Below are 25,070 nucleotides of genomic sequence, written 5' to 3' on the forward strand. Positions count from 1 at the left end.
AAGAGAGACATATGTTTACAGGCATTATTGAAGCGTTGGGCGAAATTCGCGCTCTCGAACCCAAGGGCGGCGACCTGCGCGTGCGCGTGGCCACCGGCGGCTTGGGCCTGGGCGATGTGCAATTGGGCGATTCCATCGCCACCAATGGCGTTTGCCTGACGGTGGTGTCCCTGCCGGGCGATGGCTACTGGGCCGATGTGAGTGTCGAGACATTGGACAACACCACCCTGCGCCAGTGGTCTGTGGGCCAGCCGGTGAATTTGGAAAAGGCCTTGACGCCCACCACGCGCCTCGGCGGACACTTGGTGAGCGGCCACGTTGACGGCGTGGGCGAGGTGCTCAGTCGCCATTCGGACGGACGCTCAGAGCGCTTCCGGTTGCGCGCACCCAAAGCCTTGGCGAAATACATTGCCCACAAGGGCTCCATTACGGTGGATGGCACCAGCCTCACCGTGAATGCGGTGGACGGCGATGAATTCGAATTGAATATCGTCCCGCACACCCTTGAGAAGACGGTGATGGGCACCTATAAAGCAGGCACTCAGGTCAATCTGGAAGTGGATTTGCTGGCTCGCTACCTCGAGCGACTATTATTGGGAGATAAAGCGGCCGAGCCCAGTGCGGCGGGCGGCATCTCCATGTCATTTTTGGCCGAACACGGCTTTAATCGCGGTCAATAACACAGGACGCATTATGGAACTGAATACGGTAGAAGAACTCATCGACGATATCCGTCAGGGCAAAATGGTAATCCTGATGGACGATGAAGACCGCGAAAACGAAGGCGATCTGGTGATAGCCGCGGAGCAAATTCGGCCCGAAGATATTAACTTTATGGCCAAGCACGCCCGGGGTTTGATCTGCCTGACGTTGACCGATAAGCGCTGCCGCCAATTGGATTTGCCCTTGATGGTCGGCGCCGGTCACAACCGCGCCCAGCACGCCACCAACTTCACCTTGTCCATTGAGGCAGCGGAGGGCGTCACCACCGGTATTTCCGCCGCCGACCGCGCGCGCACTGTGCGCGCTGCCGTGACCCGCGACGCCAAGCCGGAGGACATCGTGCAGCCCGGTCACATCTTTCCCTTGATGGCCCAACCCGGTGGCGTGTTGAGTCGCGCTGGCCACACCGAGGCCGGTTGCGATTTGGCGCGCTTGGCGGGTTTCGAGCCGGCTGCGGTGATCGTGGAAATCATGAATGAAGACGGCACCATGGCCCGTCGCAATGATTTAGAGGCTTTCGCCAAAACCCACGGTCTGAAAATTGGCACCATCGCCGATTTAATTCACTATCGTTCAGTAAAAGAAAAAACCGTGGAGTGCATCAGCACGCGGCCGGTGAACACCGCCTTCGGTGAGTTTGAGTTGCGCACCTACCGCGATGTGGCCCGCCAAGAATTGCATTTCGCGCTCCTCAAAGGTGAAATCAAACCCGAGGAGGCGACGCTAGTGCGCGTGCACGTGCAAGACAGCGCGCGCGATTTGCTGACCATTCAGCGGCCCTCCGATAGCGAGCACGCGCCCTGGACATTCCACGCAGCGTTGAAAGCGGTACAGGCCGAGGGCAAGGGCGTGGTGGTGTTAATTTGCCACACGGAATCGGCACAAGACATCGCCGATAATATCGATTGGATGTTGTCGGGTCGCCAGCGCCAATTGAGTCAGGATGCCGTCTACAAACAAGTGGGCACAGGCGCGCAAATATTGCGTGATATCGGCGTGCGCAAAATGAATTTAATGTCGGCGCCGCTGAAATTTTCCGCCATTTCCGGGTTTGATTTGGAAGTTGTGGATTTATTTTCCTGCCCCGAATAATGTCGCGCCACGCGCGAACACACACAATTTGAATTTGAAAATATAGGAAAGACCATGAGCAAGATTACCGTCGTAGAAGGCGATTTCACCCAGTGCAAAGGCAAGTACGCGCTGATTGTTAGCCGCTGGAACAGCTTTGTTGTTGAAAGTCTAAAGGATGGCGCGCTAGATACACTGCGTCGCCATGGCATCAAAGATGAAAACATCACCATCTACTATGCACCCGGCGCCTTTGAATTTCCGCTGGTGGCGCAAAAGCTGGCGGGCACGGGTAAATTCGATGCAATCATCGCCTTGGGTGCGGTAATTCGCGGCGGCACCCCCCACTTCGAATACGTGGCGGGCGAGTGCACCAAGGGCTTGGCCCAGGCCTCTATGGCCAGCGGTGTGCCCATCACCTTCGGCGTGCTGACGGTCGATTCCATTGAGCAAGCCATCGAGCGCTCCGGCACCAAGGCCGGGAACAAGGGCGTGGAAGCAACCCAGACCGCGCTGGAAATGGTTTCGCTGCTGGCAAAGGTATAACTGATGAACGTATCTGCATCGGGCCGTCGGCAGGCGCGTCACTACGCCATGCAAGGCCTGTATCAATGGCAAATGGCGGGCAGCTCACTGAACGCCATCGAAGCTGAATTTCGCACCGACAATGACATGTCGAAGGTGGATGTGCCGTATTTTCAGGAATTACTGCATCAAGTCCCCGCGAAGCTGGACGAGTTAGAGGCGGCATTTTCACCGTTTCTACAGGGTCGCAATCAAGAGGAATTGGACCCCATCACGCGCGCATTGCTGCGCTTGTCCACCTATGAATTAAAGCACCGAATCGACGTGCCCTATAAAGTGGTGATCAATGAGAGTGTGGCGCTGGCGAAAAAGTTTGGCGCCACCGATGCACATAAATTTATTAATGCCGTGCTCGATCAGTTGGCCGCCAGTGTGCGGTCTCTGGAAGTGCAAGCTGAGCGCAACCCTAAGCGTTAGGTCTACACTGAGTGGGACATTTAATAAAATAGTAGGAAGAATTTATGGCTGTGAGTGAGTTTGAACTCATTAAGCGGTATTTTTATCAATCGGCCCGTGCCTTTGGCGTCAACATGGGCATTGGTGACGATTGCGCGCTGCTCAGTGTGCCCGACAATAAAGTGCTGGCCGTCTCTATGGATACGCTGGTGGGAGGCATCCACTTTCCACGCAACGCCGATCCGGAGTTGATCGCTGAGCGCGCATTGCGCGTCAATCTCAGCGACCTGGCCGCCATGGGTGCCGAGCCGTTGTGGTTCACACTTGGTCTCACTATGCCCAAGGTTGACGAACAGTGGTTGGAAGGTTTTTCCAAGGGGCTGTTGTCCGTAGCCGATGAATACAACATTGCGCTGGTGGGCGGCGATACCACGCGCGGCCCGCTCGCCATCACCATTCAAGTGCACGGCGCCGTCGAGCAAGATTATGCCTTTATGCGCGGCAATGCGCGCTTGGGCGATGTGGTGTTTGTCACCGGTCAACTGGGCAATGCGGCGGCGGCGCTGTCGGTTATCCGCCAAGAATTAAACGTGGGCAAGTCGGCGTTTAGCTATTTCATGTCGCACTACTACCGCCCGGAGCCGCGCTTAAAAGACGCCAAGTTGCTGCGGGGACTCACCCACTGCGCCATCGATATATCCGATGGCTTGCTCGCTGATTTAGGTCATATTTGCGAGGAGAGTGGCGTCGGCGCCAAAATCGATATCGAGCGGGTGCCGGTGTCTGCGGCACTCAACAAAGTGGCTGAAGCCGAGCAAATTGCCGATTGGGCACTGGGCGGCGGCGATGACTATCAGTTGTGTTTTACCGTGCCTCAAGAAAATTTGGCGAAAGTGGAACAGCTCATTGAAAACGGCAAGCTGCGCGCGACGGCAGTGGGCGAAATTGTAAAAGGCAGCGGTGTCGCCTGTCTGTTGGAAGGTGAACCCTATGAGCCAAAGCGACGTGGCTACAGCCACTTCGACCCCACCTAAGCCGCTGCCCAGTTTCGGGCAGTTAGTTGCCGATCCGCGCCTGTTCCTGGCCTTGGGCTTGGGTAGCGGTTTGGCGCCAAAGGCCCCGGGAACTTTCGGCACCTTGGCGGCCTTGCCACTGGCGTGGTTATTACTGACGTATTTACCGCTTTGGGGTTTTGCCGTCGCCATCCTGTTGGCGGCGCTAGTGGGCGTCTACCTGTGCGGTTACGCGGGGCGCGTCATGGGCGTGAGTGATCACGGCGCTATCGTGTGGGACGAGTTTGTGGGCCTGTGGATCGCCTTGCTATGGGTACCGATGACATGGCCTTGGTGGCTCTATGGATTTGTCTTGTTTCGGCTCTTTGATATTTGGAAGCCCTGGCCCATTGGCTGGGTGGATCGCCGCGTCAAAGGTGGCTTGGGGGTCATGCTCGACGACGTGTTGGCGGGCCTGATGGCGCTGGCGGTGTTGCAGGGCACCCTGTGGTGGTGGCCGTGGTAGGCCATTGCCGTCGATGGCTGCTGGCGGCGCTGTTTTGTGTGCCCACGGGCAGTTGGGCTCAGGCGCTGGATATTCAGGCCCAGGGTTTGCTGAAAGGCAGCGCGGTGTTGTCCATTAACGGCACTACGCGACTCTTAAAAGTGGGCCAGACCAGTCCCGAGGGGGTCACCCTGTTAGCGGGCACCAGCAAATTTGCTCGGGTGCGATATCAAGACCAAGAGTTCGAGCTGACCTTGAGTCGCCGCATAAGCAGTGCGTTTGCGCCCGCGGGCAAGGCCGAAGTGCGCTTGCCCTCTGGCGAGCGCGGACACTATTGGGCGCAAGGTGCAATCAATGGCCGGTCGGTGCGCATGATGGTGGATACCGGCGCCACCAGCGTGGCTCTCAGTGAGCAAAATGCCAAGGCCCTGGGCGTGCGCTATACCGACGGTCGCGAGGGCTTGGTGAGCACCGCCTCTGGGCGGGCTAAAAGCTGGTACATCATGTTGGATTCGGTGGGCGTGGGCGGTGTGGTGGTGCACCAGGTGCCCGCCGTCGTTATTGAAGGTAATTTTCCAGAGATGGTGTTGCTGGGCAACAGTTTTCTCCAAAAGGTCGATATGGACCAGGAGCAAGGCGTACTGGTGTTGAGGTCTCGCCTGTAGTCGCGCTCCCACAATGAGGTTTTCGAGTGACCATTCGCTATATTGAATCATCCCGCCTGCCCACGCCATGGGGCACCTTTGATATGCACGGGTTTGAAGATCCGGACAACAACAAGGAGCATCTGGTGCTCACCATGGGCGATGTGCGTGGCGAAGAGCCCGTGCTCGCCCGCATTCACTCCGAGTGCCTAACCGGGGACGCCCTGTTCAGTTTGCGCTGTGATTGCGGCGCACAGTTGCAGGCGGCCATGCACAAAATCGCCCAGCAGGGTCGCGGTGCCATTTTCTATTTGCGCCAAGAGGGCCGCGGTATTGGCCTGCTCAATAAAATTCGCGCCTACAAGCTGCAAGACTGCGGCGCCGATACGGTGGAAGCCAATGAAGCGCTGGGATTTGGCGCCGATATGCGCGACTACTCCATCTTAAAGCCGATGCTCAATCACCTTGAGATAGAGCAGATTCGATTGATGACCAATAACCCCCGCAAGGTGAAAGCCTTCCAAGATCTGGGCATTCCCGTGGTGGAACGTATCTCCCACCAAACCGGTCGCAACCCCCACAATGTAAAATATTTGGAAACTAAAAAAGGCAAGCTGGGGCACTTATTCAGCGACCAGCAGGACGACGATTAACCCGTGTAGCCGCCTTTTTTCACTGGGCTGTGGAATTGTGACCCCAGAGCTGCAATCTTGAACTAAATTTAAAGCTGCCCCGCCTTTTGATCATGCAATTGGAGTGCAGCGTTTGGGATTGCCGCTTACCGCCAAGCCGCCCTGGCTGGTGTTACTCATATCAGTATCGGTTAGTTTTTTCGCGGCCTACGTGACCGAACAACAAGCTCGGAAGACGGGCCAGGCGCGCTTTGAGCGATATGTTGAAAAACTCACCTACGATATTGTCCACCAGCTCGACACCTACAGCAGCCTGCTGCGCGCTGGCGTGGGCATATTCTATGCGTCTGAGACGGTGTCCCGCAGCGAGTGGGGGCTCTTCGTTGGCACGTTAGAGGTAGACCGCTTCTATCCAGGGGTGCAGGGCATCGGTTACGCCGCCTACTTGCGCCCTGAGGACAAAGCGCCATTTGAAGCGGCCATCAGTGCCGAGGGTTTCGAGCGCTTTAGCGTTTCGCCCGCAGGCGAGCGCGAATTCTATGTCCCAGTGACCTATTTAGAGCCTTTTACCTGGCGCAACCAGCGCGCATTTGGTTACGACATGTTCTCCGAGCCGGCCCGTCGCAAGGCGCTAGAGCGCGCGCGCGACACCGGCGAGGCCAGCATTACTGGCCACGTTACCCTCGTGCAGGAGACCGAAGAGAATGTGCAGGCCGGATTTCTCATGTATGTGCCGGTCTATCAGGGCAAGGCCAATCCAGGTACTCGAAATCTACGGCGCGACAGTATTCAGGGCTATGTCTACGCCCCCTTTCGCATGGGGCGGCTCCTCGAGGCGATCACCAAGGGTGGTCCAAAATACCTGTACTTTCGTATTACTGATGGCGGGCTTGATGGGCAGACTCTCTATGATTCAGACCCGCGCAATGAGTTGGACGTGGGCGAATACGAAGCGACCCTGCCCATGGAATTCGGTGGTCGGGAGTGGACCATGCTCGTGCGCAGCACCGCGATGTTTGACGCAGCCCAGAGCGATAACAGCACCTATTGGGTGTTGACTGCGGGCTTGTTGGACAGTTTTTTGTTGTTCGCCATTGTGCTCGGTTTGGTCAATAACCGGCGCGCGGCGCAGCAGTATTCGGCGCGCATGGAACATCAGTTGGCGGTGTCGGAAAAGTTCCGACAAATGGCCGACGTGGCGCCAACCGGCCTGGTTGCGGTGGACCCGCTGGGCAATATTGAGCTGTGCAATCAGCGGGCGGTGGCGATGCTGGGCGGCCGCGAGGAGGATATTGTGCATCACCCCATTGCGAGCTTCATCCCCAATCAAACACCCGTTCGCGCCGCTGAGACGGCGCGCATGGTGACCTGCCGCAGCCTGACCGGCATCGAGACGCCCGTTGAGCTGAGCCAGCGCGAAGCGGTGCTAAACGGTCTAACCTTTATGGTGTACTCCTTGGTTGATATGACCGAGCGCAAGCGCCAAGAGGACCTGTTGTGGCGTAAAACCCGAGAGCTGGAGCAGTTTGTGTATGCCGTATCGCACGATTTGAAATCGCCGTTGGTGGCAATTACCGGGCTCGCCGAAATGTTGAGCCAGCAGCCCGCGCTGCTCGACGATCAAGAGAATTTACATCTGCTGCAGCGCATCACCGCCAACAGTCGACAGATGGAGCAATTATTAAAAGACCTGTTGGCGCTTTCACGGGTGTCTCATCAGTCTTTAGCCCTTGAGTTTATCGAGCTAGACGCATTGTTTGAGGAGTTGCGGGTGAGGTTCTGGCATGCCTTTGAGGCCGAGGGCGCGCTGCTCGAATTCGAGCGGTCGGGCCGCGGTTTTTGGGGACATCAGACGCTTATCTTGCAATTGTTTAGCAACCTCTTGGGCAATGCGCTGAACTATCGCGATCGCCAGCGCCAATTGAAAGTCAAAGTTACCTGCAAAGTTGCGCGCACGGGAAGGGTATCGATGGCGGTCAGCGATAACGGTGTCGGTATTGATAGTGAGTGGCAGCAGAAGGTGTTTCAGTTATTTACGCGCAGAGACAGTTTAAATTCTAGCGGCTCAGGCTTGGGATTATCCATTTGCCAGGCGGTAGTGGAGCGGCATCAGGGCCGCATTTGGCTCGACAGTGAAGTGGATGTAGGTACTACGTTCTTTGTAGAAATACCGAGTTTAAAGGAGTAACAGAGTGCCGAAAGCTGTACATGAAAAACTGGGTTTACGCATTTTGCATGTTGAGGATTCCGATGATCATCAACTTATCATGCGCTCGCTGTTGAGTAAGACTGGGTTGAGCTACCACCTCACGCAATGTCATCACCGCGATCAAGTGAAAACTCAGTTGGCATCGAACCCTCCGTTTGACTTGGTACTGCTGGATTACTTGTTGTCCGATGGTACCAGCGAGTCCATGTTGGGCTGGTTTACCGGTGTGCCCGTGGTCATGGTTACCGTGATGGAAGACGAGCAGATAGATTCCAAATTAATGCAAAAAGGTGCCGCCGATTTTGTCTGTAAAAGCGAATTGACGCCCAATCTTTTGAAGCGCGTAATTCGCCATGCGCTCGATCGCCAAAATATTCTCAATCAACTCATCGAAGAGTCTTGGCACGATTCGCTGACAGGTCTCTACAATCGACGCTTTGCGCTGCGCGAAATCAATCGTTTGATCAGTGAACGCAACCGCTACGGCGGCGATTTTAGTTGCGCCGTTATGGATATGGATGAGTTGAAACTGATTAACGATACCTATGGGCATCAGGTGGGCGATGCGGCGCTTAAACACTTAGCGCTCGCCATGAGCTCTGTGCAGCGCGATGACGATATTGCCGCGCGCTTTGGGGGCGATGAATTTTTGGTTGTCTTTCCCAAGACAAATCCAGACGAGGCGCAAAAATGTTTGCTGCGATTGACCGAGTTTTTGAATGAGCGCCCGATTCACGTTGGCGACAAAGACGTGTTTTTGTCGGTGAGTTGTGGTCTGGTGGCCAGCACTGGCGAGCCGGCCCTTGAGCTGCTGGAGAAGGCCGATCAATTGTTGTACCGCGCCAAAGGTGAAGGTAGAAACCGGATCAGTTCCGAGGCGAGCTAATTCCGGCTCTGATGTTGAGCAATATAATTTTGCCGGAGTGGCTCCATGAATACCGATCGCATGCGAGTGTTGTTACTCGAAGACAATGTGGATCACGCCATGTTGATTCAAACATCTTTGGCTGAGCATTCGGTGGAAGTAGTGCACCTGCCCAGCGCCGAAACTGCGCAATCCTATCTCGATGGTCAGCCTGCACCCATAGGTGTTATGTTGGTTGATGTGAGTTTGCCCGGGCAGAGCGGCGTTGAATTTCTACGCTGGGTAAAGCAATCGAAAGTGCATGTGGTGACACCCGTGGTGATGCTATCGACTTCCGACAACCCTAAAGATATTCGTCAAAGTTTCCAGTGGGGCGCAAGTGGGTACATCACTAAACCCGTGGGTTTACAGGAGCTCAAGACTAAGCTAAACGTGTTTATGGAGTATTGGATTAACACCTCGCTGCTGCCGAACTGTGCGAGTGATTAAGGTTATTCAAATTCGCTGATTGAGGCCGGCTCGCCAAACTCATCTTTGCAGCGGCTGGGCACCGACAATTTCACCTTGCTGCGTTTGAGCGCCGATTTGATGTCAACCAAATAGTCGCACCGCTGTTGACTGGTTAGGCGGAAGTCGAGCGATCCCAATTGATCAAAGCCCCCGACGTAGTGCAGATCCTGTACTGGATTGTTGCGCAACCCCAACTTAGTAAGCTTATCGAGATTCAGCAGCGGCCAGATGCTGCTGACTTTGTTGTCGTTCAGTATCAGCTCGCGCAGTTGATACAGTTTTCCGATGGGCGCTACATCGGCGATTGAATTGCCGGTGAGGTCTAGTTTTTCCAGCTGCGTAAAATGCTCCAGACCAGTGACGCGCCGGATACCCTGTTTGCGGCATTCCAATCGGCGCAAGTCGGTGGGCTGAGACATAGTGTGTTGCGTGGTAGTTGCCAGCGCTTGCGACACGCTTTTTTTAACGCAGCGGTACAGCGAAGCATCCGCCAAGCCGAGCTCGTCTAAACGTTGCATTGCGCCGCTCAAGTCGCCCTGCTGATTCTGTCGGGCCAGACGCTCCGCTTTCAATTCGGCGTAGCGCTGACTCGCTTCAGATTCTGCCGCAACCTCTGACGGCGCGGGGCCGCTCGTGCATTTACCCAGGGTAAACACCACACCGGCAGCAGCTAAAAATATGATCGCGGACGATTTCTGCACGACTTAACCGTTAGCGGCGCTTTGCAGTGGCAGTTGCGCCAGTCGCTCGCTGATGCGGCGCTGAATGCTGTGGGCATCCAGTCCGGCTGCCGCCAACATTTCCGCCTGTTTCGCGTGCTCGATGTAGTGATCGGGCAAACCCAGTTGCAGCAGTGGCAGGCTGATATTTTGGCTATTTAAAAATTCAGACACCGCAGAGCCAGCACCGCCGGCAATGGTATTTTCCTCCAGGGTCACCAGCAGTGCGTGGCTGCCAGCAAGATCGATGATCCGCGCCTCGTCCAAGGGTTTCACCCAGCGCATGTCAACCAAGGTGGCATTCAATGCCTCTGCGGCCTGTTGGGCTGCGCCCAGTAGCGTGCCAAAACACAAAATGGCGACCTGCTTGCCCGGTCTGACCAAGCGGGCCTGGCCAACGGGCAGTGTGTCGAGTGTGCTGGCTGTGGCCGCGCCGGTGCCGGTGCCGCGGGGGTAGCGCACGGCGGCGGGGCCCGGGTATTGGTAGGCGGTGCTGAGCAGCGCGCGGCACTCGTTTTCGTCTGAGGGCGCGGCAATGATCATATTGGGGATGCAGCGCATGAAGCTGAGATCAAAGGCACCGGCGTGGGTGGGGCCGTCTTCACCCACTAAGCCTGCGCGATCGATGCCGAAGGTGACGTCCAAGTTTTGAATGGCCACGTCGTGCACCAGTTGATCATAGGCGCGCTGTAAAAATGTGGAGTAGATGGCGACCACGGGCTTTTGGCCTTCGCAGGCCAGCCCCGCGGCCAGCGTCACCGCGTGCTGTTCGGCGATGGCCACATCGTGGTAGCGGTCGGGAAAGCGCGCGGCAAACTCCACCATGCCTGAACCCTCGCACATGGCGGGCGTAATGCCCACCAAACGTGGGTCCTGTTCGGCGGTGTCGCACAGCCAGCGACCAAACACTTCTTGATATTTAGGCTTTTTGACGGCGCTGGTGTCTTGCACGGGCGCTTTGGGTTCAATCTTGTTGAGCGCGTGGTAACCCACGGGATCGGCTTCCGCCGGCGCAAAGCCGCGCCCCTTTTGGGTGATGATATGCAGCAGTTTCGGGCCTTTTATGTCGCGCATATTGCTGAGGTAGCGCACCAGTCGCTCGGTGTCGTGGCCGTCGATGGGGCCCACGTAATTGAAACCCAGCTCCTCAAACAAGGTGCCCGGTGACACCATGCCCTTCATGTGCTCTTCGGTTTTGCGCGCCAGCTCCCAGGCCGAGGGGATCTTTGACAGCACTTTGCGACTGCCCTCGCGCAGGGCGTTGTAGGTTTTGCTGGCCCAAATGCGGGAAAAATACGTGGCAAGGCCGCCCACATTTTTCGAAATGGACATGTTGTTGTCGTTCAAGATCACCAGCATGTCGGTTTCGGTGTGCGCGGCATGGGTCAGTGCCTCAAAGGCCATGCCGGCGGTCATGGCGCCGTCGCCAATGATGGCCGCAGTTTTGTACGGCAGCCCCGCCATTTCGTGCCCCAAGGCCATGCCCAGTGCCGCCGAGATCGAGGTGCTGGAATGGCCCACGCCAAAGGTGTCGTAGGGGCTCTCGCTGCGCTTGGGAAAGCCCGCAAGGCCGCCTTTTTGGCGCATTGATAGCATTTGGTCGCGGCGGCCGGTCAAAATTTTGTGGGGATAGGTCTGGTGGCCCACATCCCAAATCAATTTATCTTCCGGTGTTTGGTAGACGTAGTGCAGCGCCACGGTCAGTTCCACCACGCCCAGGCCCGCGCCAAAGTGCCCACCTGTCTGGCCCACGCTATAAAGCAGGAAGTGGCGCAGCTCTTCGGCTACCTGAGGCAGTAAGCTGACGTCGAGTTCACGCAGGTCGGCCGGCGTTTCGATGCGGTCGAGTAGGGGCGTGGCGGGGCGCTGACGGGGTATCTCGTTAAACATGGCGTGGCTGTTATCTATGCGGGCGTTATTCACCGGATCGGCCATTTTAGGCGTCAGTGCCCCAAATGACTAGCGCCAATTCGGCGCGGTTACGCGCGCCGTTCGATGATGTAATCCGCCAGCTGGCGCAGGGCGTCGGCGGCGGGGCCAAATGCTTCCAGTGCGCGCACTGCGCACAGGTGCAGCTCCTTCGCTTTGGCTTGGGCGGCCTCGAGGCCGAGCAGCGACACGTAGGTGGGCTTGTTGTGTTGGCGGTCTGCACCCTGTTGCTTGCCGAGGGTTTCGGTATCTGAGATGACGTCCAAAATGTCGTCTTGTACTTGAAACGCAAGCCCAATGGCGCGGGCGTAGGTGGCCAGCAAGTTTAATTGGGTGTCGTTGGCGCCGGCCGCCAGTGCGCCCATGTGCACCGCCGCGCCGATGAGTGCGCCGGTTTTATAGTTGTGCATAGTTTCCAGCTGTTCGAGGGTCAGCTGCTGGTCGACCGCGGCAAGGTCTATGGCTTGGCCCAGCACCATGCCCCGGGCGCCACTCGCGCGGGCTAGCGTGCGCACCAGTGCCACTTGGCGATCGGCGCAAAAGGGGCTGTGAACGACTAATTCGAAGGCCAGCGTTTGCAGGGCGTCACCGGCGAGAATTGCAGTGGCTTCGTCGAAGGCAATGTGCGCCGTGGGCTTGCCGCGTCGGAGGTCGTCGTCATCCATGGCCGGCAGATCATCGTGCACCAAGCTGTAGGCGTGCACGGCTTCCACCGCGGCGGCCAGCCAATCCAGCCCTTGCACCCCGCGTGGGTTGCCGATGGCCATGGCGCTGGCGTAGACCAGCAGCGGGCGCACCCGTTTGCCGCCATTGGTGAGGCTGTAGGCCATGGCGTCGCGCAGTTGCGCGCCATCGCCGGCAAAGTCGGTAGTGGCTTGATGTAGGCGCGCATCGACGGCAGTGCGCACCGTTTGGCTCAGTTGGGTGAGCTGTGGGTGCATGGTTATTCGCCTTGCTCAGGCTGCTCCAGTGGCGTTAGCGACAGCTCGCCGTTCTTCTCGATCAACTGGTTGACGCGCTGCTCAGCCGCTTGCAGTCGGGCTTGGCATTCGCGGGTCAGTTGGATGCCCTCCTCAAACGCTTTCAAGGATTCTTCCAGTGTCAGGTCGCCCTGCTCCATGCGCGCCACTAGTGTTTCCAGTGCGGCCAGCGACTGCTCAAAATCTGGGGTCTTTTTTCGGCTGGACATGGGGCTGTTCCTCGGCTGGGCCTATGGCGCTAAGTGCGCTGCGGCACCCGCAAATTGAAAACCCGCAACCCTATACGAGGGGTGCGGGTCGGTCAATCGGGTTTATGCGCGGCATCAAACTTGTGAGCAATTTCATGCTAAACCCATATTCCTAACTAAACTCATTCTGTGGCCGCTTGGTTTAGAAAACTGGGCGCTGGACGATAACCCTAGTGGATGCCCGGAACTGGCTTGTGGCATCTTCGCGATTAAGGAGTGTTTTGTGGATTTAGCCACGCTCATAGGGCTGCTGGGCACCATCGGCCTTATTCTGACCGCCATGATGATGGCGGGCAATCTCGGTATGTTTGCCGACGCCCCGTCCTTTGTGATCGTGGTGGGCGGTTCTATTTTCGCGGTCATGATCAAATTTGGCTTGGCCCACTATCTTTCGGCGATGAAGATCGCGGGCAAGACATTCATGTTTAAAAGCACGGATCCCGTGGATCTCATTGCCGAGATAGTGGAGCTGGCGGATGCGGCGCGCAAAGGTGGTTTGTTGAGCCTCGAAGGCAAAGAGGTGAGCAACGACTTTTTACAGCGCGGCATTCAGTTGCTGGTGGATGGCCATGATCCGGAAGTGGTGAAAACCTTGCTGTCGAAAGACAAAGCCATGGCCGTTGAGCGCCATGAGGCGGGCGCGGCCATCTTTTCAGCCATGGCGGAGACGGCGCCGGCCATGGGCATGATCGGCACACTGGTGGGCTTGGTGGCGATGCTGTCAAACATGGATGATCCAAAATCCATTGGCCCGGCCATGGCGGTGGCACTGCTCACCACGCTGTACGGCGCCATTATGGCCAACGGTTTATTTGGGCCAATGGGCGATAAGCTCAAGCTGCGCGCCGCCGAAGAGTCGATGACCAAAAGTCTGGTCATCGACGCCCTACTGGCCATTCAGGGCGGTCAAAACCCACGAGTCATTGACTCAATGCTGCGCACCTATCTGCCCGAGGGCAAACGCGAAGCGGCAGACGCAGGCTAAGGGGCGAAGGCTGTGGCCGACGAAGAACACGATTGTAAATGCCCGCCGGCGGGTCTGCCGGCCTACATGGGCACCTTTGCCGATTTGATGGCGCTGCTGATGTGCTTTTTTGTACTGTTGCTGTCGTTTTCGGAAATGGACGCCTTGAAGTTTAAGCGCCTAGCGGGTTCCATGGCGCTGGCCTTTGGCGTGCAAAATAAATTGAATGTTGACGATGTGCCCAAGGGCACCAGCATCATTGCGCAGGAATTTAGCCCCGGTATTCCCGACCCTACGCCCATCAATGAAATCTGGCAAAAGACCGAAGACGTCACCGAGATGAGCTTGGAGGTCCAGTGCAATGAAGAGTACGACATCGAGCAGGGCGAACAAAATAATGAGGCCGGCATCAAGGCGCGCTTGAAGCAAAAGCTCGAAGAAATGATTCAGCAAACCGAGCAAGATGCCATCGAGCTGGCGCAGTCTCTGCACGATCAAATTGTGGCCGGTGAAATTGAAATCGAGACTCAGGGTCGAAAAATCATCATCCGCATCCGTGAAAAGGGCTCATTCCGCTCGGGCTCGGCGGAGTTGGTGGGCAATTATGCGGACGTCATGGAAGAGATTCGCGCGGTGCTGCGCGCTAAACCCGGCAAAATCGAAGTGCAGGGTCACACCGACAATGTGCCCATTGCCACTGCGCGTTTTCGCTCCAATTGGGAGCTGTCGTCGAGCCGCGCGGTGTCGGTGGCGCAGGAGCTGATGCGGGGCAATGAGGTCAATCCTCGACGCTTTCAGGTGTCGGGCTTTGCCGATACTAAACCGCTGGCGGCCAACGATAATTCAGAGAATCGCGCGCGCAATCGACGGGTGGAAATCGTCATTCAGCAGGGGCTGGATGCAGACATTTCAGATGCCGACTTAGAAGTGCTGAAAGAAGAGGGGCAAGATATTTTGCGGGATTTAAATCTAGATCCAGAGTACTTGTTTGAACTCGATCCAAGCGAGGTGTTTTGATGAGCGAGCGCCGCCGCTTTTTTCGCATCAACGATCGAGTGGGTGTTGCCTACCGCGTGTTGACGGACGCCGAAGCCGACAGCCGGCAGGAGCGAGACAATGAACCCATGGATACCATGAGCCTGTTGTCGCGCTATGAAAACACCATCGAGGCGCTGCTGCCGCAGGTGGATTCCGAGGTATTAGTGGAGCTGTTGGGCACGCTCAATAAGAAAATTAATTGCGTGGTGGCCCAGCTGGAATTGGATAGCCGCTTGGTGCGAGACATTGCTCACAAGGTGCGCGAGGTCAACATCAGTGCCTGTGGTATGGCCTTTGTGGCCGACGAACACGTGCCACCCGGCAAGGTGTTGAGCCTGGATTTACTGCTGCGCCCTGAGGGCACACACCTCGCCACCTATGGTCAAGTACTCGATTGTCAGTCCACGGATGCAGGCCATTATCTGCGGGTGAACTTCATGTCGCTCAGCCCCTACGACCAGGAAGTGCTAATTCAGCACATTGTGCGCAAGCAGGGTTGGTTAATTCGTGAGCAGCGCGACCGCCAGCAGATGGAGGCCAGTTCTGAGCTGCAACACGAACTTCAAAGAATGCCTGTGAAGCCGCGCACAAAATAGCGTCTTGTAAGCAATGGCTTACAAGCCGTGTAGTCAATGACGACTATCACTGCCCTCAGTGAGTAGCAGAGAATGCGCCGCGTATGGACACGGATCAAGGACGATGGCAGGGAGTTAGACGGATCGAAGCCGCATAAATACCCCGATGGATCCAGGGTCATCCTGTAAACGCCGCAGCATTCGTGTTGCGGCGTTTTACGTTCTAGCCCGCAGTCGCACAGTGCAATTTAACCGCGGTAAAAAAGGTTGACCCAGTGATTAAATTTCATACACTGGGTAAAACCACCTAAGAGGAAATGGCCTTCTACCAGCGCGCTTGCCCAATAAGTGACAAGCCCCTGCCGCCCACCGTGACGGCCTTTAGGCCCCTCGCCCTCGCAATAGCCCCCAACCCCATTGTGTTTGCCCCCAGAGCTCGGCTATCGGCGTCGAGTTGCCCCCATTTCACACGATTTTTTTCGCTGTTTTGCCCCCCGTGCAACAAGGAGAGAGCGTATGTCTGAGGCGCGCATTTTGCGGCTAAATTTGGCTGGCCAGCCCATCGAGTGGATCCATTGGCAAGAGGCGGTGTGCCTGTACGCCCGCGATTTAGTGATCTGGAGTTTGGGCGGGGTGGTGCGCCAAGTGACCGGTGGTCGGTCGCGATTCACCGGACTGACCAGCCGCATACAACTACCCTCGATCATCGCCTGCGGCGGCTCACACATGGCGCCCATGCGCACGGTGCCACCGCTCACCAATCGCGCGCTGTTCCGACGCGACGACTACCGCTGCCTCTACTGCGGCAAGCACTTCAATTTCTTACAGTTGTCTCGCGATCACGTGCACCCCACCAGCCGGGGCGGGCGCGATCGCTGGGAAAATGTGGTGGCGGCCTGCAAGCGCTGCAACCAACACAAAAGTAATTTTCTGCTCAGTGAAGTGGACATGCCCTTGATCGCATTGCCCTACCGCCCCAACAATGCTGAATATTTAGCCTTGGTGAATAGCGACCGCATCCGGGGCGATCAAATGGAGTATCTGCGCCCGCAGTTCTCTCGCAATAGCCGCTGGTTGTAGTTCCCGCCCGACCACGCGAATGCGTTATCCTTGCGCCTATCAATGTCTAGCTTGGAGTTTTGGTGGATATCTATTTAGTGGGTGGTGCGGTGCGCGACCGCTTGTTGGGCTTTCCTTTTCATGAGCGCGACTGGGTGGTGGTGGGTGCCACGCCCGAGCAAATGCGCGCGCAAGGGTTCGAGCCGGTAGGCAAAGACTTTCCCGTTTTTTTGCATCCCAGCACCAAAGAGGAATACGCGCTCGCGCGCACAGAGCGCAAATCGGGCCACGGTTATACCGGCTTTACGTTCCACACCGATCCCTCTGTGACCCTAGAGCAAGATTTGATTCGGCGCGATCTCACCATCAACGCCATGGCCCAAAACGACGACGGCACGGTGATCGACCCCTATGGCGGTCAGCGCGATCTCGATGCAAAAAAATTGCGCCATGTGTCGCCGGCGTTCGCCGAGGACCCTGTGCGGATTTTGCGCATTGCGCGTTTTGCTGCGCGCTATTTTCCGCTGGGGTTTACCGTGGCGGACGAAACCCGCGAGCTGATGCGCACGATGGTGGCGGCGGGCGAGGTGGACCATTTGGTGCCCGAGCGGGTCTGGAAAGAATTGCAGCGCGCGCTCACAGAAACGCACCCCGAAGTGTTCGTAGAGGTGTTGCGCGAATGCGGCGCACTGGCGCGCATCATGCCCGAATTGGATCGACTGTGGGGCGTGCCGCAACGGCCCGAATATCACCCCGAGGTCGACACCGGGGTGCACACCATCATGACCTTGCAACAAGCGGTGCGCGCCACCGAAGACACGCGCGTGCGCTTCGCCGCACTGGTGCACGATTTAGGTAAGGGCGTAACACCAAAGGACGAATTGCCGCGCCACATCATGCACGAAGTGCGCGGCGTGCCGTTAGTTAAAGCGGTGTGCGACCGCATGGGGGTGCCCAAAGAGCACCGCGAGTTGGCAATATTGGTGACCGAGCAACACTTAAATTGTCATCGGTCACTGGAGTTGAAGGCCGCTACGGTGTTGAAGATGTTGCAAAAACTGGATGCGTTTCGACGCCCGGAGCGGCTCGCACTTTTTGTGCAGGCCTGTATGGCCGACGCCCGGGGGCGCACCGGTTTCGAAGATGTCGAGTATCCGCCCGCGGACTATTTGGCGCAGGCACTGGCGGCCGCCACAGCGGTGCAGTCAAAAGATTTAATTGCGCAGGGCGTGTCGGGCAAAGCCTTGGGGGACGCGATCAATCGTGCGCGCGTCAATGCCATTGAGGTTGTGAAGCGGCGCTGGCTGAGTGAGCTATAAATGTTGCGAAAGTTCGCGGCCGCGCCACACAAAACTCACCGGCCAAAGTTGCTGCTTGGTTGTATCGTAGTCGGCCCACAGTTGCGCGTAGGTTTTTTGTGAGCCGGGCAGGCGGTGGTTCGGTGCGATTTCCGCCAGCGGCTGCAATACAAAGGCGTTGTAGTTGATCTCGTCGCGCGGCAGGTAAATGCCATCGTGCAGACCGGTGAGGTGGTCGTACGTCAGGATGTCGATGTCGAGCGTGCGGGGGCTGAATTTTGGGCCATCGCGCAGGCGACCATTATCGTCTTCTATCTTTTTTAACAGGCGCGAGGTCTCGGCCAGCGACAGTGACGTCTGGGCTGCCACCACCAAATTGAAAAAATTTCTGCCATCAAAACCCACTGACAGGCTTTCGTACACGGAAGACACCCTGAGCTCACCAAAGGCGCACTGGAGCGCATCCAGGCCCGCGCAAATGTGTTGGTGTTTTTGGGTGTTGCTGCCCAGACCTAAAAACAATTCAGCCATGGGGGCCTGCAGGATCGCCCCGCTCGATGTACACCGCCACATTGCTCGCCCGCGGCAGTGCGCCGGGTTTGGATAATTTAAGGCTCAGCCAGCGCACGCGGAACTCTGTTTGCAGTAGCGCGGCAACTTGTTCCGCCAAGGTTTCAATGAGTTGGTGGTCGGTTGATTCGGTGAATTCAATGATGCGGTCACTCAGGGTTTTGTAGTCGAGCGTGAGCCCGATGTCGTCGCTGGCGGCGGCGGGCCGGATGTCGGTGGCCAAACACAAATCGAAGACCAGTTCTTGGCGCAGGCAGCGCTCCCAGTCGTACACGCCAATAACCGTCTGCGCGCGCAGACCCTCGATGACAATGCGGTCGCTAGTCATGGGCGTCGGTTCCGGCGGGCGTGAGCTGATCCATGGGCCAGCGCGGTGTCACCTGAATGGCGAGATCGGCGGTCTGGCCGGCCAGCAAGCGCTGGGCGCCGGCGTAGGCAATCATGGCGCCGTTATCGGTGCAAAACTCTTTGCGGGCATAGAAAACGCTGGCGCCAATCTTCGCCAGCTGGGCCTCCAATTGCTCGCGCAATGACTTATTGGCCGACACGCCACCGGCGATGACTAGGCGCTTGTAGCCGGTCTGCTTGAGTGCCCGCCGGCATTTGATCACCAGCGTGCCCACCACCGCCTCCTGGAAGGCCAGTGCGATGTCGGCGCAGGTCTGGTCGTCGGGCAAGCCATTGTCTAGGGCGTGCTCGGCCACCGTATTCAAGGTGTAGGTTTTTAAGCCGCTGAAGCTGAAGTCCAGACCGGGGCGATCGGTCATGGGGCGCGGAAAGGTAAAGCGGCCGAGTGTGCCGCGCTCGGCCAGCCGCGCAATATGGGGCCCGCCGGGGTAGTCGAGATCCATCATCTTGGCGGCCTTGTCGAAGGCTTCACCAGCGGCGTCGTCCAGGGATTCGCCCAGCAATTCATAGCGGCCAATGCCCTCGACCTGCACCAGCTGAGTGTGTCCACCGGACACCAAGAGCGCTACAAACGGGAAGTCGGGGGGATTGTCCTCCAGCATGGGGGCCAATAGATGCCCCTCCATGTGGTGCACCCCAATGGCGGGGATGCCCAGCGCATAGGCCATGGCGCGCCCCACGCCCGCGCCCACCATCAACGCGCCAATGAGCCCGGGGCCGGCGGTATAGGCCACGGCATCCAGCTCGCTGCGCGTGATGCCGGCGTCGTCGAGCACCTGCTGAATCAGTGGCAGGGTCTTGCGCACATGGTCGCGCGAGGCCAGTTCTGGCACCACGCCGCCATACTCGCTGTGCACCGCAATTTGGCTGTACAGGGCGTCGGCCAGCAGGCCGCGCTCGGTATCGTAGAGGGCGATGCCGGTTTCGTCACAGGAGGTCTCAATGCCAAGTACGCGCATAGTTCAGGTACTGATGTCAGAAGCTGGGCGGGCATGATAAAGTCGCCGCCCTTCAGTTACCAGCTTAGCCCGACTTTCGGTGGTCTAAAATAGGGACTTGAATGGGCTTGATGTTGCAGGTTGTTCTGTATAGAATCTGCGCCCCTTGGAATCGGGTCTGTATGTGGCAGAGCCCGATAGAGATTTCAAACAGTCAGGTAATGAAATGCCTTCAGTAAAAATTAAAGAAAACGAGCCCTTTGATGTGGCTCTGCGTCGCTTCAAGCGTTCCTGTGAAAAGGCTGGTATCCTGGCCGAAGTTCGTCGTCGCGAATTCTACGAGAAGCCCACTACTGTACGTAAGCGCGAAGCTGCTGCCGCCGTTAAGCGTCACGCCAAGAAGATGTCTCGCGAGAACAAAAAATTCCAGCGGATGTACTAAGTTAATCTGACGCCGTTCTGGCATCAGTTAATTTTTTTCAGATCTGACTGCACGGCCGGTTGTCCAAGCTCCGGCCGTTAGTCGTTTCCGCTTTGCATGCGTTAGTCCCATGTCTGTAGTGCGCGCCGCCTACGCCTACCTTTGAGGATGTCTGCTATGTCTACCGAGCTTAGAACCCGTATCAGCGATGCCATGAAAGATGCCATGCGCGCGCGGGAAAAGGAGCGCCTTGGCGCTATTCGGCTGATTTTGGCGGAATTTAAGCGCATCGAAGTCGATGAGCGCATAGAGGTGGAAGACGATCGCGCCTTGGCAGTGCTCGACAAAATGCTCAAACAGCGCCGCGACAGCCTGACCCAATACGAAGCGGCTGGCCGCGAAGATCTGGCCGAAGTTGAGCGCTTTGAGATGGGGGTGATTCAAGCATTCCTGCCCGCCCAGCTGACCGCCGACGAACTGGCGGCCATTGTCGTTCAAGCCATTGCCGACAGCGGTGCCGAATCCATGCGCGATATGGGCAAGGCCATGGGCTTGATCAAGCCGCAGGTGGCGGGTCGCGCCGATATGGGTGATGTGAGCAAGCTGCTCAAGGCCAAGCTCGCCTAAGGTATTGGCCTTAGGCTGGGGTGGTGGTTACACTCCAAGGCTTCACTCTCTGGTAACCGGACTCCCATGGCTGGCTTGATCCCCCAAGATTTTGTTGATGACCTGCTCGATCGCATCGACATCGTCAGCCTGATCGACAGCCGGGTAAAGCTCAAAAAAACCGGCAAAAATTACAGCGCCTGCTGCCCCTTTCACGACGAAAAAACCCCCTCGTTTACCGTTAGCCAAGACAAACAATTTTTTTACTGCTTCGGCTGTGGTGCCAGCGGCAACGCCGTGGGCTTTCTCATGGATTACGAGCGCTTGGATTTCCCCGATGCGGTGGAGTCGCTGGCGCACTTGGCGGGGCTTGAGGTGCCGCGCGAGCAGCGCAGCCCCGAGCAGCAAAAACAGGCGCAAGCGCGCAAAAGTTTGTACACCCTGCTGGAAAAATCCGCCGAACATTTTGAACTGCAATTGAAGGCGCACGGCAATCGCCAGCGCGCCGTCAACTACCTCAAGGGGCGCGGTTTAACTGGCGATGTGGTGAAGCATTTCGGCATCGGCTACGCGCCCCCGGGCTGGGACAACCTGCTCAAAACCTTAGGGGTAACCGACGAGGACAAGTCGCTGTTAACCGAGGCCGGCATGTTGATTGCCGGCGAAGGCAAGCTCTACGACCGGTTTCGCGAGCGCGTCATGTTTCCCATTCGCGATATTCGTGGGCGGGTCATCGGTTTTGGTGGCCGGGTACTGGACGACAGTAAGCCCAAGTATTTGAATTCACCTGAAACACCGGTGTTTCACAAGGGCAAAGAACTCTACGGGTTATACGAAGCGCGCCAAGCGTACAAAGATATTCCCCGCCTGCTGGTGGTGGAGGGTTACATGGACGTGGTGGCACTGGCGCAATTTGGCCTGCGCTACGGTGTGGCCACGCTGGGTACTGCCAGCGGTGAAGAGCACCTGCAGCTCGCCTTCAAATACACCAGTGAAGTGGTGTTTTGTTTCGATGGCGACAACGCCGGTCGGCGCGCGGCAAAGCGGGCGCTGGAGGTGGCGCTGCCAGTCATGCAAGACGGCCGCACAGTGCGCTTTTTGTTTCTGCCGGACGGTGAAGATCCCGATACGTTAGTGCGTCAAATCGGTCCGGAAAAATTTGAAACGTTGATCCGCGACCGCGCCATTTCGCTGGAAGACTATTTGTTTGACTCCGTCTCCGACGATTTGGATCTGAAGCGTTTGGAGCACCGGGCGCGCTTGAGTAAATTGGCCGCGCCGCTCATTTATCGCCTGCCCAAGGGGGTATACCGCGAGCTGATGTTTCAGCAGCTGGCCAAGCGCACCGGACTGGATAGGGCCATGCTCATGGAACTGGCGGAGCGCCCGCCCGAACCTGAAGCCCCGCCTGCCCCGAGTGCGCGTCCAGCCGCGCCCGCTCTGGATGCGGATGCTGTGCCGCCGATGGTTGCACCGCCGCTAGACGATAGCTATGCCGATTACGAAAACTTCGACCCCGGCGTCGCCATAGATAACGGCCCGCCGCCCGATTACGATCAGTGGCAGCCCGGCGAGGAAGCGCGCCCGCGGCAACCGCAATTATTTGCCCCGCGCTCTGAAAAAACCGTGCAATTCACCCCCGCGCGACTGGCGGCGGCGCTATTGCTCTACCACACTGAGCTGGTCGAGCAGGCGGCGCAGGAACTTTCTGGGATTGCTGAACTCAATGATCCAGACCTGCCGCTGTTGCAGGCACTGGTCACCTTTTTGGCGGCCCGGCCCTCGGTCACCATTGGTCAGGTGTTGGGCCATTGGCGCGGGGCCCACGGGCCAGACGCGGAGGCGAGCATAGGTCAATTGGCGGGTATGCACCTGTTCACCAGTGTGGCCGCCGACGATCAGACACCGGCACTGCGCGCCCAAGAATTGCAGGATATTTTTAAGGCGCTGCGCCAGCGGCTGGTGGCCCAAGAGAGCCTGCCCCTCGTCGAAAAGGCCAAGCAGCAAGGCCTAAAGGCGCTAAGTGCCGAAGAACGTGAACAATTACGCGAAATACTGGCGAAAAAAGCCTGAATCATTGGCCTTGAGGCCGGTTTGAATCTGGCCCCGAGCCCCCATATAGCGTTATAATGCGCGGCTTTTGCGTCCCCCCACCTCATCTGGTAATAACAGGGTTCAGAATGGTTGATATTGGCAAACAGCAGCAATCACGAATTAAAGAATTGATTGCTCGCGGTAAGGAACAGGGTTACCTCACCTATTCCGAAGTGAATGACCACTTACCAGAGGATATTTCTGACCCGGATCAGGTTGAAGACATCATCCAGATGATCAACGACATGGGTATCAAGGTGTTCGAAACCGCACCCGATGCCGATACCCTGTTGATGACCGATGGTGACAACTCTGCCGACGAAATTGCTGCGGCCGAAGCGGCTGCCGCACTGGCTGCGGTTGAAACTGAAGCCGGTCGCACCACCGATCCCGTGCGCATGTACATGCGCGAAATGGGCACCGTGGAATTGCTGACCCGCGAAGGTGAAATCGCCATCGCCAAGCGCATCGAAGAGGGCATCCGCGAATTGATGCACTCGTTGGCCTATTGGCCCGGTGCCGTGCAGCAATTAATTGGCGAATACGACCTCATCGCCAAAGAAGAGCGCCGTATGGTAGATGTCATCGCCGGTTGGTTAGACCCCGCCGACGAAGTGCCGACTGCTGCCGAGCAAGCGCAGATGCGCGAAGACGCCGCCAACGCCGCTGCGGAAAACGAAGACGACGATGACGATGACGACAGCACCGAAGAGGAAAGCAACGACGGCGGTGTCGATCCCGAAGAGGCTCGCGAGCGCATTGAAGCCCTGCGTGCAGCGTTAACCAAATACGAAAAAGCTGTGGCTAAGCATGGCCGTAGCCACAAGACCACCGACAAGCTGATCGCTGAAGTGGGCGACATTTTCAAATTCTTCAAGTTGCCGCCCCGTCAGTTCGATCCGCTCTACACCCGCGTGCGCGGAATGTTGGATCGCGTGCGCGCAGAAGAGCGCACCATCATGAGCTTGTGTGTGCGCACCGCGGGCATGCCACGGAAAACTTTCATCAAAGAGTTTCCTGGCCAAGAGACCAATGAAAATTGGGCCGCTGAAATCATTAAGAAAAAGCGCGATTACGCCGAGGCCCTCAAAGCCATCGAGCCTGAAATCGTGCGCAGTCAGCGCAAGCTGCAGCAAATTGAAGCCGAAGCTGATTTGGATTTAACCTCCATTAAAGAGATCAACCGCCGCATGTCCATCGGCGAAGCGCGCGCGCGCCGGGCCAAGAAAGAAATGGTCGAGGCCAACCTGCGTCTGGTGATCTCCATTGCGAAAAAATACACCAACCGTGGTCTGCAATTCCTGGATCTGATCCAGGAGGGCAACATCGGCTTGATGAAAGCGGTAGACAAGTTTGAATACCGTCGCGGTTACAAGTTCTCCACTTACGCCACTTGGTGGATTCGTCAGGCGATCACGCGTTCCATCGCAGATCAGGCGCGCACCATCCGTATTCCCGTGCACATGATAGAGACCATCAACAAGCTCAATCGCGTCAGCCGCCAAATGCTTCAGGAAATGGGTCGCGAGCCCACGCCCGAAGAGCTGGGCGAGCGCATGGAAATGCCAGAAGACAAAGTGCGCAAGGTGCTTAAAATCGCCAAAGAGCCTATCTCCATGGAGACGCCCATCGGCGACGATGAAGATTCGCATCTGGGTGACTTCATCGAAGACGGCACCATCACCTCACCGGTGGATTCCGCCACGGTGGAAGGTTTGATAGAAGCCACGCGCGATGTGCTGTCTGGCCTTACCGCCCGTGAAGCAAAAGTGCTGCGCATGCGTTTCGGTATCGACATGAACACCGACCACACCCTGGAAGAAGTGGGCAAGCAGTTTGACGTTACGCGCGAGCGTATTCGTCAGATCGAAGCCAAAGCGTTGCGCAAATTGCGCCACCCATCGCGCTCCGATCACCTGCGCAGTTTCTTAGACGAGTAATTTAAGTATTTGCAGATAGTCAGAGGCGCATTATAATGCGCCTCTGTTTTTTTAAGCCCGTCAAAGGCTTAGCGCTGTACCCGCACCGACTCTGCTCCGTGCAGATCGGGTGTACCCTACATCCATGTAGGGCAACGCCGCCACAGCGCAA

At 57.3% G+C, this 25,070-nt stretch carries 27 protein-coding genes; 20 read left to right on the forward strand and 7 right to left on the reverse strand.

Translation table 11 applies throughout. From position 1 onward, the window contains the following. Positions 1-11: 11 nt before the first annotated feature. From FHS30_RS01045 to FHS30_RS01095, 11 genes are all read left to right on the forward strand, one after another. On the forward strand, positions 12-680 hold the full coding sequence (locus FHS30_RS01045; protein ID WP_183907435.1) for a riboflavin synthase: 669 nt from the start codon (positions 12-14) through the stop codon (positions 678-680). Positions 681-693: 13 nt separating this feature from the next. Continuing rightward, on the forward strand, positions 694-1,815 hold the full coding sequence (gene ribBA, locus FHS30_RS01050; protein ID WP_183907437.1) for a bifunctional 3,4-dihydroxy-2-butanone-4-phosphate synthase/GTP cyclohydrolase II: 1,122 nt from the start codon (positions 694-696) through the stop codon (positions 1,813-1,815). A 54-nt stretch (positions 1,816-1,869) separates the two neighbouring features. Continuing rightward, positions 1,870-2,340, forward strand: a complete 471-nt coding sequence (gene ribH, locus FHS30_RS01055) for a 6,7-dimethyl-8-ribityllumazine synthase (protein WP_183907439.1) — start codon at positions 1,870-1,872, stop codon at positions 2,338-2,340. A gap of 3 nt (positions 2,341-2,343) precedes the next feature. Then, on the forward strand, positions 2,344-2,796 hold the full coding sequence (gene nusB / locus FHS30_RS01060; protein WP_183907441.1) for a transcription antitermination factor NusB: 453 nt from the start codon (positions 2,344-2,346) through the stop codon (positions 2,794-2,796). A gap of 44 nt (positions 2,797-2,840) precedes the next feature. Then, positions 2,841-3,809: a thiamine-phosphate kinase gene (gene thiL, locus FHS30_RS01065; protein WP_183907442.1), complete on the forward strand. Its 969-nt coding sequence runs from the start codon at positions 2,841-2,843 to the stop codon at positions 3,807-3,809. After that, entirely contained in the window at positions 3,766-4,293 is a 528-nt protein-coding gene (locus FHS30_RS01070; protein WP_183907444.1) for a phosphatidylglycerophosphatase A family protein, read from the forward strand. Before thiL ends, FHS30_RS01070 begins: the two co-directional genes overlap by 44 nt. Then, positions 4,278-4,937, forward strand: coding sequence for a retropepsin-like aspartic protease family protein (locus FHS30_RS01075; protein ID WP_343048893.1), 660 nt, complete (start codon positions 4,278-4,280; stop codon positions 4,935-4,937). The genes FHS30_RS01070 and FHS30_RS01075 overlap by 16 nt, the downstream gene beginning before the upstream one ends. A gap of 26 nt (positions 4,938-4,963) precedes the next feature. Beyond that, the gene (gene ribA / locus FHS30_RS01080) at positions 4,964-5,569 is read left to right on the forward strand and encodes a GTP cyclohydrolase II (protein WP_183907446.1); all 606 of its coding nucleotides are present in this window, start codon (positions 4,964-4,966) and stop codon (positions 5,567-5,569) included. 112 nt (positions 5,570-5,681) lie between these two features. Further along, on the forward strand, positions 5,682-7,736 hold the full coding sequence (locus FHS30_RS01085) for a CHASE domain-containing protein (RefSeq protein ID WP_183907448.1): 2,055 nt from the start codon (positions 5,682-5,684) through the stop codon (positions 7,734-7,736). Between the two features lie 4 nt (positions 7,737-7,740). After that, entirely contained in the window at positions 7,741-8,643 is a 903-nt protein-coding gene (locus tag FHS30_RS01090; protein WP_183907449.1) for a diguanylate cyclase, read from the forward strand. 45 nt (positions 8,644-8,688) lie between these two features. Next, the gene (locus FHS30_RS01095; protein WP_183907451.1) at positions 8,689-9,111 is read left to right on the forward strand and encodes a response regulator; all 423 of its coding nucleotides are present in this window, start codon (positions 8,689-8,691) and stop codon (positions 9,109-9,111) included. Positions 9,112-9,113: 2 nt separating this feature from the next. On the opposite strand, the gene FHS30_RS01100 is transcribed toward FHS30_RS01095, so the two are convergent. From FHS30_RS01100 to FHS30_RS01115, 4 genes are all read right to left on the reverse strand, one after another. Beyond that, positions 9,114-9,833, reverse strand: coding sequence for a leucine-rich repeat domain-containing protein (locus FHS30_RS01100; protein WP_183907453.1), 720 nt, complete (start codon positions 9,831-9,833; stop codon positions 9,114-9,116). A 3-nt stretch (positions 9,834-9,836) separates the two neighbouring features. After that, complete coding sequence (dxs, locus tag FHS30_RS01105; protein WP_183909181.1) at positions 9,837-11,741, reverse strand: 1-deoxy-D-xylulose-5-phosphate synthase; 1,905 nt, start codon at positions 11,739-11,741, stop codon at positions 9,837-9,839. A gap of 89 nt (positions 11,742-11,830) precedes the next feature. Next, positions 11,831-12,721, reverse strand: coding sequence for a polyprenyl synthetase family protein (locus FHS30_RS01110; protein ID WP_183907455.1), 891 nt, complete (start codon positions 12,719-12,721; stop codon positions 11,831-11,833). 2 nt (positions 12,722-12,723) lie between these two features. Beyond that, positions 12,724-12,969, reverse strand: a complete 246-nt coding sequence (locus FHS30_RS01115; protein ID WP_183907457.1) for an exodeoxyribonuclease VII small subunit — start codon at positions 12,967-12,969, stop codon at positions 12,724-12,726. A gap of 262 nt (positions 12,970-13,231) precedes the next feature. Here FHS30_RS01115 and pomA point away from each other — a divergent pair, with 262 nt between their 5' ends. From pomA to FHS30_RS01140, 5 genes are all read left to right on the forward strand, one after another. Then, positions 13,232-13,993, forward strand: a complete 762-nt coding sequence (pomA, locus tag FHS30_RS01120; protein WP_183907459.1) for a flagellar motor protein PomA — start codon at positions 13,232-13,234, stop codon at positions 13,991-13,993. Positions 13,994-14,005: 12 nt separating this feature from the next. Next, positions 14,006-14,989 (forward strand): MotB family protein, encoded by a 984-nt coding sequence (locus FHS30_RS01125; protein WP_183907461.1) that lies wholly within the window; start codon positions 14,006-14,008, stop codon positions 14,987-14,989. After that, entirely contained in the window at positions 14,989-15,606 is a 618-nt protein-coding gene (locus FHS30_RS01130) for a PilZ domain-containing protein (protein ID WP_183907463.1), read from the forward strand. The genes FHS30_RS01125 and FHS30_RS01130 overlap by 1 nt, the downstream gene beginning before the upstream one ends. A gap of 495 nt (positions 15,607-16,101) precedes the next feature. Continuing rightward, entirely contained in the window at positions 16,102-16,665 is a 564-nt protein-coding gene (locus tag FHS30_RS01135) for an HNH endonuclease (RefSeq protein ID WP_183907465.1), read from the forward strand. Positions 16,666-16,727: 62 nt separating this feature from the next. Continuing rightward, positions 16,728-17,963 carry a multifunctional CCA addition/repair protein gene (locus FHS30_RS01140; protein ID WP_183907467.1) on the forward strand — a complete coding sequence of 412 codons (1,236 nt, stop codon included), beginning with the start codon at positions 16,728-16,730 and terminating at the stop codon, positions 17,961-17,963. On the opposite strand, the gene folK is transcribed toward FHS30_RS01140, so the two are convergent. The 3 genes from folK to tsaD are packed head-to-tail and all read right to left on the reverse strand — an operon-like array spanning position 17,958 to position 19,879. After that, a complete protein-coding gene (folK, locus tag FHS30_RS01145; protein ID WP_183907470.1) occupies positions 17,958-18,473 on the reverse strand; it encodes a 2-amino-4-hydroxy-6-hydroxymethyldihydropteridine diphosphokinase in 516 nt (171 codons plus the stop codon). The genes FHS30_RS01140 and folK overlap by 6 nt on opposite strands. Next, positions 18,466-18,840 (reverse strand): dihydroneopterin aldolase, encoded by a 375-nt coding sequence (gene folB, locus FHS30_RS01150; RefSeq protein ID WP_183907472.1) that lies wholly within the window; start codon positions 18,838-18,840, stop codon positions 18,466-18,468. The genes folK and folB overlap by 8 nt, the downstream gene beginning before the upstream one ends. Then, a complete protein-coding gene (gene tsaD, locus FHS30_RS01155) occupies positions 18,833-19,879 on the reverse strand; it encodes a tRNA (adenosine(37)-N6)-threonylcarbamoyltransferase complex transferase subunit TsaD (RefSeq protein ID WP_183907473.1) in 1,047 nt (348 codons plus the stop codon). The genes folB and tsaD overlap by 8 nt, the downstream gene beginning before the upstream one ends. 205 nt (positions 19,880-20,084) lie before the next feature. Between tsaD and rpsU the strand changes: the two genes are divergently transcribed. From rpsU to rpoD, 4 genes are all read left to right on the forward strand, one after another. Continuing rightward, positions 20,085-20,300: a 30S ribosomal protein S21 gene (rpsU, locus tag FHS30_RS01160; protein WP_183909189.1), complete on the forward strand. Its 216-nt coding sequence runs from the start codon at positions 20,085-20,087 to the stop codon at positions 20,298-20,300. 156 nt (positions 20,301-20,456) lie between these two features. Next, on the forward strand, positions 20,457-20,906 hold the full coding sequence (locus FHS30_RS01165) for a GatB/YqeY domain-containing protein (protein WP_183907475.1): 450 nt from the start codon (positions 20,457-20,459) through the stop codon (positions 20,904-20,906). Between the two features lie 66 nt (positions 20,907-20,972). Then, positions 20,973-22,958, forward strand: a complete 1,986-nt coding sequence (gene dnaG / locus FHS30_RS01170; RefSeq protein WP_183907477.1) for a DNA primase — start codon at positions 20,973-20,975, stop codon at positions 22,956-22,958. A gap of 107 nt (positions 22,959-23,065) precedes the next feature. Further along, entirely contained in the window at positions 23,066-24,919 is a 1,854-nt protein-coding gene (gene rpoD / locus FHS30_RS01175; RefSeq protein WP_183907480.1) for an RNA polymerase sigma factor RpoD, read from the forward strand. Positions 24,920-25,070: the final 151 nt, after the last annotated feature.

This window comes from Simiduia aestuariiviva, assembly GCF_014192475.1.
Taxonomy (GTDB): Bacteria; Pseudomonadota; Gammaproteobacteria; order Pseudomonadales; family Cellvibrionaceae; genus Simiduia; species Simiduia aestuariiviva.